Here is a 6,349-nt window from a genome sequence, read left to right as displayed (position 1 = left end):
GGGTATTCGTAAAACCATGTGGGTAACTGCTGCCTAAACAAGGGTTGATTTCCCGATGTAAATCGTAAAAACGTGTTGTTAAAATTATGTGGATGGCTTATGATTTGCTTATACAAAATCGCAAAAGTTTATTGACATGATCCGTGACATCCTCCAGCAATACAGGGACGAATCCGCTTTCAACCGTGATTTGGGCGACCGCTTCGAGCGGCTGATGCGGGCTTACCTCAAGCTCGACCCGCAGTATCTTGCATTGTTTGAAGATGTCTGGCTCTGGAAGGATTGGCCGCAGCGCGAAGCCCTTGGCTATAAGCTGCCGGACACCGGTATCGACTTGGTGGCGAAGCTGCGCGATGAGGATGGTTACTGCGCGATCCAGTGCAAGTTCTACGACTCCCCGATTCCGATGGGCGATCTGGGTAACTTCTTTACCCTCTCTGGCAAGGGTGGCTTTACCCAGCGCCTTATCGTGGCAACTGCGCCGCTCTCCAAGCACGCGGCGGATGCGCTGGAAGGGCAGACCATTCCGGTCGAACTGATGACCTTGGAGGACTTGGAAGCCTCCCCGATTGACTGGTCGCAGTTCTCGCTGGACAAGCCCGATCACCTGCGCAAGCTGCCCAAGAAAGCCCCTCGCCCGCATCAGAGCGAAGCCCTGGCCAATGTCACCAAAGGCTTTCAGGCCCACGACCGTGGCAAGCTCATCATGGCCTGCGGCACGGGCAAAACCTACACCTCGCTCATCATTGCCGAGCAGATGGTAAAGCCGGGCCAGAACATCCTATTCCTAGTGCCATCCATCGCGCTGCTGTCGCAGACGTTGCGGGCGTGGACAGCCGATGCCAGTGTGCCGTTGCGCTGCTTTGCTGTGTGCTCGGATAGCAAGGCCAGCCGCAATGAAGAAGACATGCGCATCTACGAACTGGCTTATCCGGCCACGACGAATGCAAACAAGCTGGCGGCTTCCCTCTCCGCAACCCAGGACGCGAGCGCCATCACGGTGATCTTCTCGACCTATCAGTCCATTGAAGTGGTACATCAGGCGCAGCAGAAAACCGGCATGGTGTTCGACCTGGTGGTGTGCGATGAGGCACACCGCACTGCGGGCTATACCGCTCCCGGAGAAGATCATTCCGCATTCGTGCGCGTCCATGACAACGCCTACATCAAGGCAAACAAGCGGCTTTACATGACCGCCACGCCGCGCATCTACGCCGAAGCCAGCAAGAGCAAAGCCGAAGAAAACGATGTGCAAGTGTTCTCGATGGACGATGTGGCCACCTTCGGCCCGGTGTTCCATCAGCTTCGCTTTGATGAGGCTGTCCGGCGCGATCTGCTATCCGACTACAAGGTGCTGGTGATCGCTGTTGATGAATTGCACGTCAGCAGGGTGCTCAACAAGCGCATCGCCGACAGCGGCGATGAACTCAAGCTGGATGACGCGGTGAAAATCGTCGGCTGCTGGAACGGCCTGGGCAAGCACGTCGCCGCCGAGGATGGCATGGATGTCAGTGTCGATCCTCAACCAATGCGCACCGCCATCGCCTTCGCGCAGTCGATCAAGCACTCCAAGCTGCTGACCACCGAGTTCGAGCGTATTTCCGACGACCTGGGCGACCAGATCGACTATCTCCCCGCACTGGAGGCCAAACACGTCGATGGCACCATGAACGTGGTCGAGCGCAACCAGAAGCTCTCCTGGCTCAAGGACAATATTGGCAAGGAAGAGCCGCTATGCCGCATCCTGACCAATGCCCGCTGCTTGTCCGAAGGCGTGGATGTCCCGGCACTGGACGCTGCCATTTTCCTGAACCCCCGCGATTCCGTGGTGGACGTGGTGCAGTCGGTCGGTCGTGTGATGCGTAAAGACCCGGCTGGTCGCAAGAAGTACGGCTATGTGATTTTGCCCATCGGCATTCGCAAGGACACTTCGCCCGAAACGGCACTCGATGACAACAAGAAGTACCGCGTGGTCTGGCAAGTGCTCAACGCTTTGCGTGCCCACGATGACCGGCTGGACAAGCAGTTCGCCACCATCGACCTGACTGGCAAAGGCAATGGCGTGGTGAACGTCATCGGCGTGGGCGGCGGCAACGAGAAAGCCGATGCCTTCGGCGGAGAGCAGCTTGGCTTTGCCTTCGATCCAGAGGAACTCGGCAAGTGGCAGGACGCCATGTTTGCCAAGATCGTCACCAAGTGCGGCAATCGCCGCTACTGGGAAGACTGGGCCAAAGACATCGCCGAGATTGCCGACCGTCACCAGATGCGCATTCGCGCCCTGCTGGAGAAACCGTATTCCAAGGGCAAGAAAGCGTTCGACGAGTTCCTCAAAGGTGTCAGGAAGAACCTCAACCCCAGCGTCAGCCAGAATGACGCCATCGAGATGCTGGCCCAGCACATCATCACCAAGCCGGTGTTCGATGCGCTGTTCGAGGGCTACGCCTTTACCAGCAAGAACCCCGTGTCGCAGTCCATGCAGAAGATCATGGACATCCTCGAAGCGCAGGCGCTGGACAAGGAGCATGAGACGCTGGAGGGCTTCTATGCCAGCGTGCGCGAGCGGGCATCCGGCATCACCGACCCGAAAGGGCGGCAAAAGATCATCATCGAGCTGTACGACAAGTTCTTCAAGACCGCTTTCCCACGCATGGTTGAACGGCTGGGCATTGTCTACACCCCGGTCGAGATTGTGGACTTCATCCTGCACAGTGCCGATGCCGCCCTCCAAGCACACTTCGGCACCCGGCTGGCTGACCAGAACGTCCACATCCTAGACCCCTTCACCGGCACCGGTACCTTCCCCGTGCGGCTGATCGAAACGGGGCTGATTGCCCCTGACAAGCTGCCCTACAAGTACCGCAATGAGATGCATGCCAACGAGATCGTGCTGCTGGCCTACTACATCGCCGCCATCAACATCGAGGAAGCCTTCCATCGCGTCACTGGGCTGGAGTACGAGCCGTTCCCCGGCATCGTGCTCACCGACACCTTCCAGATGAACGAGCCGCAGACCGGCGATCTGGATGAAGGCTTGCCAGAAAACCACAAGCGTGCCGATGAGCAGAAAGCGCGTGATATTCGGGTGATTGTTGGCAACCCACCGTATTCAGTTGGTCAGGACAATGCTAATGACAACAATCAGAACCTGAAGTATTCCAAGCTGGATGGGCGCATCGCTGCGACCTACGCTGCACACTCGACCGCAACACTCAAGAACAGTCTTTACGATTCGTACATCAGGGCCTTCCGCTGGGCATCCGACCGCATCAAGGATGAGGGCATCGTCTGCTTTGTGACCAACGGTGGCTGGATTGACGGCAACACGATGGACGGCTTCCGCAAGACCTTGCAGGACGAGTTTGCGGATGTGTATGTGTTCAATCTACGGGGAAATGCACGTACTCAAGGCGAACAGCGCCGTAAGGAGGCGGGCAACGTCTTCGACTCAGGCTCTCGCACACCGGTAGCCATTACCCTGCTCATCAAACGCAAAGACCACCAGGGCAAGGCTGCGATCCACTACCACGATATTGGCGACTATCTCAGCCGTGAGCAAAAGCTGGAGATCGTCAGTAGCTTTGGCAGTTACCAGCAGGTGCCGTGGCAAACCCTTGAGCCTAACGAGTACCACGATTGGATCAATCAGCGCAGCGGGGATTTCAACGCCTTCGTTCCGTTCAATGATGAGCCGGGTGCAATCTTCGCCTTTAGATCGAACGGAGCAATGACGAATCGTGATGCGTGGGTATATAACTCCGGACGCGCTGCGCTCGCGGACAATGTAAGCAGAATGATGAGCTTCTATAACGCTGAAGTCGCCAGATGCCTTGGAGAAGTTCGCTCGCTTAGCACTCAAAAGGAACGTGAAGCACTTGCTTCAACTCTAGTGACCATTGATTCCAAGATGATCAAGTGGACGGCGGGACTCATTTCGAACTTGAGTAGGGGGGTCACCGGCGAGTTCTCTGGAAATCATATTCGCAAAGCCTTATATCGACCGTTTAATCGGGTCTGGCTTTATTACCACCCGACCTTTGTTGAACGTCCGGGAGGATTCCGACAACTGATTCCTTCCGAATGCCATACGAACTGCGTAATCCAGCTAACCGGAACAGGAAAAAGCAAGGACTTCTCGTGCCTGATGGTAGATTCGATGGCCGATAGAGACTGCATTTCCGGCGGTCAATGCTTTCCCCTCTACTTGTACCCAAAAGCTACAGACGCCGATCCACAGGGCGGTTTTGGCTTTGGCGGCGACGATGCCGGCTTGGCCGACGCCAATGACTACATCAAGCGTGACGGCGTCACTGACGTGGCACTAACCAACTTCCGCCAGCATTATGGCGACGAGTCGATCACCAAGGAAGACATCTTTTATTACGTCTATGGCGTTCTACATTCACCCGAGTATCGCGAGCAGTATGCAGCCGACCTCAAGAAGGTGCTGCCCCGCATTCCCTATGCGCCGGACTTCAAGGCATTCAGCCAGGCGGGGCGCAAGCTCGCCGACCTGCATCTGAACTACGAAACGGTGGAGCCGTGGCCGGTGCAGGAGGATGCCAAGCCCAAGGGCGATCTGAATGACCTAGCTTACTACCGCGTCGAGAAGATGCGCTTTGCCTCGCTGGGCGGCAGAAACAAGGACAAGAGCGTCATCGTCTTCAATAGCCGCATTACCCTACGCGGTATCCCGCTGCAAGCCTACGACTATGTGGTCAACGGCAAGAGCGCCATCGAGTGGGTCATGGAACGCTATCAGGTCTCCACCGACAAGGACAGCGGCATCAAGGATGATCCCAATGACTGGTGCCGCGAGCACAACGACCCGGCCTATATCCTCAATCTCGTCAAGCGTGTTATTCGGGTGAGCATTGAGACCAATCAGATTGTTTGCGTACTTCCTCCGATGGCGTGAGGGATGATGCCCGTCAACATCCTGAACCTTCCGCAGTACCGCGTGCTGCGCGTGGAGGAAACCGACCACGACTACCACGTCAGCGCCGAGCCGGTGGACGTAACCGCTGCCTGCCCACATTGTCAGTCCGACCGCCTGAACTCGTGGGGAACCCGCGAGCAGGTATTCAAAGACCTGCCCATGCACGGCAAACGCGTGGGCATCTACATCGACACGAAGCGGCTACGCTGCCAAGCCTGCGGCAAGACCTTCTCGCAGGCACTGCCGGTACTGGCCGAGAACCGGATGATGACTGAGCGGCTGGTAGCTTGGATCGGATCACAGAGTTTGAAGCGCACCTTCACCTCGCTGGCCGACGAAACCGGCGTGGTCGAAGGAACGATCCGCAACATCTTCCGCGACTACATCAACGAGCTTGAGCAGACCGTCCGCTTTGAGACACCGAAGTGGATGGGCATCGACGAAATCCACATCATCAACAAGCCGCGCTGCGTCGTCTCGAACATCCAGAACAACACCATCGTGGACATGCTCCATAACCGGAACAAGGACACGGTGGCAAAGTACCTGTTCAAGATGCCGAACCGGGACAAGGTGCAGTACGTGGCGATGGATATGTGGACGCCCTACCGCGATGCAGTGAGTGCGGTGCTGCCTGACGCCACCATCGTCATCGACAAGTTCCACGTCGTCAGGATGGCGAACGATGCGATGGAGAAGGCCCGCAAAGGGCTGCGGGCCGAACTGACCCTGAAACAGAAACGCGGTCTGATGCACGACCGCTTTGTGCTCTTGAAGCGCGAGCGCACGCTGAACGATGAAGAGCGTCTGAATCTCGACGGCTGGACAAAGAACTATCCAACCTTGGGAGAGGCGTACAGGCTCAAGGAGGGCTTCTACGCCATCTACGAGGACTCGGACTCACCGGAGAGCGCCTTGAGGCGCTACGAGGCTTGGAGCAAGGATGTGTCGCCTGAAATCAGGCCGTACTTCCACGACCTGATTCGTGCCTTCACCAACTGGCAGCCCTTCATCCTCAACTACTTCGAGCACCCCGTCACCAACGCCTACACGGAGAGTCTGAACAGCTTGATCCGCGTCATGAACCGGCTGGGCCGTGGCTACTCGTTCGAGGCGCTGCGGGCCAAGATTCTCTTCACCGAGGGCATCCACAGCCGAAAGCAAGCACGACCCAAGTTCGAGAGAAAGCGTGCGCCGGAGCCTGTTGAGATGAGCAGAGCATTGCCGGATGACGCGATAGGCTATGGGCTGCCCGTGCTGGAAAAAATGCGGGCAATGAAGCCTCCCAAGGAGGCCGACCAACACAAAGCACCGCCGCCGCCCAAGAACTACGGTGCGGACATTTCAACACTCATCCGCATGATCGAGGCGGGGGAGCTTTGATCCCGTTTCAACCCACTTTTACGAATAGCC

At 57.1% G+C, this 6,349-nt stretch carries 2 protein-coding genes; both read left to right on the top strand.

Annotated elements, in window-relative coordinates; all coding sequences use genetic code 11:
- Positions 1-136: 136 nt before the first annotated feature.
- Positions 137-4,915 (top strand): DEAD/DEAH box helicase, encoded by a 4,779-nt coding sequence (locus ISG32_RS27315; RefSeq protein ID WP_194774132.1) that lies wholly within the window; start codon positions 137-139, stop codon positions 4,913-4,915.
- Between the two features lie 3 nt (positions 4,916-4,918).
- The gene (locus ISG32_RS27310) at positions 4,919-6,319 is read left to right on the top strand and encodes an ISL3 family transposase (protein WP_228530162.1); all 1,401 of its coding nucleotides are present in this window, start codon (positions 4,919-4,921) and stop codon (positions 6,317-6,319) included.
- Positions 6,320-6,349: the final 30 nt, after the last annotated feature.

Source organism: Diaphorobacter caeni, from assembly GCF_015354245.1.
GTDB classification, from domain to species: Bacteria; Pseudomonadota; Gammaproteobacteria; order Burkholderiales; family Burkholderiaceae_C; genus Diaphorobacter_A; species Diaphorobacter_A caeni.
The sequence above is the reverse complement of the archived record's forward strand: the minus strand, read 5'-3'. Positions and strand labels throughout refer to the sequence as shown.

Coding starts and splice junctions, on each gene's coding strand:
- ISG32_RS27315 (WP_194774132.1), top strand. CDS start 137: ATGATCCGTGACATCCTCCAGCAATACAGGGACGAATCCGCTTTCAAC.
- ISG32_RS27310 (WP_228530162.1), top strand. CDS start 4,919: ATGATGCCCGTCAACATCCTGAACCTTCCGCAGTACCGCGTGCTGCGC.